The sequence below is a fragment of the Cupriavidus sp. SK-3 genome (assembly GCF_000611145.1).
Taxonomy (GTDB): Bacteria; Pseudomonadota; Gammaproteobacteria; order Burkholderiales; family Burkholderiaceae; genus Cupriavidus.
The window spans coordinates 215-1,070 of record NZ_JFJV02000093.1; the positions used below are offsets into that span (position 1 = coordinate 215).

Annotated in this window: 1 protein-coding gene; it reads left to right on the forward strand. The window is 60.7% G+C overall.

Going from position 1 to position 856, the window contains the following annotated elements:
- Positions 1–97: 97 nt before the first annotated feature.
- Positions 98–856, forward strand: a 759-nt coding sequence (locus tag CF70_RS09560) for a PAS domain-containing protein (protein ID WP_152561759.1), incomplete at its 3' end; no start/stop codon positions are given.

Below are 856 nucleotides of genomic sequence, written 5' to 3' on the forward strand. Positions count from 1 at the left end.
GATATCGGAGGCGATTAATTATTCAAGCTATTTACGGGATGTTGTACTAGGCGATAGCGAGCATTTCCGCATACACGCCGACAATCCCAGGCCAACATTGTTCGTCAGCAAGCCGCTGCGGGGGCGCAGTTCAGGTCGCTGGGTAGTTCTGCTCTCCAAGGGAATCGTGGGGCCGACCGGCCGTTTCATGGGGGTCGTAGTGGTGTCGCTTGACCCACTCTCCCTGACGAGCATCTACAAGAGCATCTATTTGGGCAGCCGGGGTGCAATCGGTCTGCTGGGTACCAATGACTTCATCTACCGGGTGCGTTGGAGCGGGGCGGCTTCCGACCCTGGGCAACCGCTGCCGGCGAGCTCTGCGGCCCGGCGAGCCGTAGCTGCCGCGGCCCACGCCGAAGTGGTGGAGAAGAGCCCACTGGACGATGTCGAGCGCATTTATGGCGTACATCGGCTGTCGAGAGGAAACCTGGCGGTCGTGATCGGCTACGACCTCCATGAAGCACTATCAATGTATCGCGCCAGGCTGCTCGTCGTCGCTTGCATCGCAAGCTTCCTATCCGCGCTGATCATCTTTGTCCAGATGCGCCAGGCCAAGTCAATCAAGAGGATGGCGAAGCTAGCGGATCGCGAGGCAGTGGTCAGTCGCCGGCTACGAGAAAGGAACCAGCACCTGCATGCGCTGTTCTTTGCCTTGCCGGACGGCGTTGCCATTTTCGATAAGGATCGCCACGTGGAAGACGCCAACGGCGGGCTGTGCGACGCCCTGGGCGTTTCGCCCGGGGACTTGCGCGGCGCTACGCCACAACGGTTCGTTGACCTTCTGTATCGAGGTCGACGTCCCACGCGGGACTCAGCC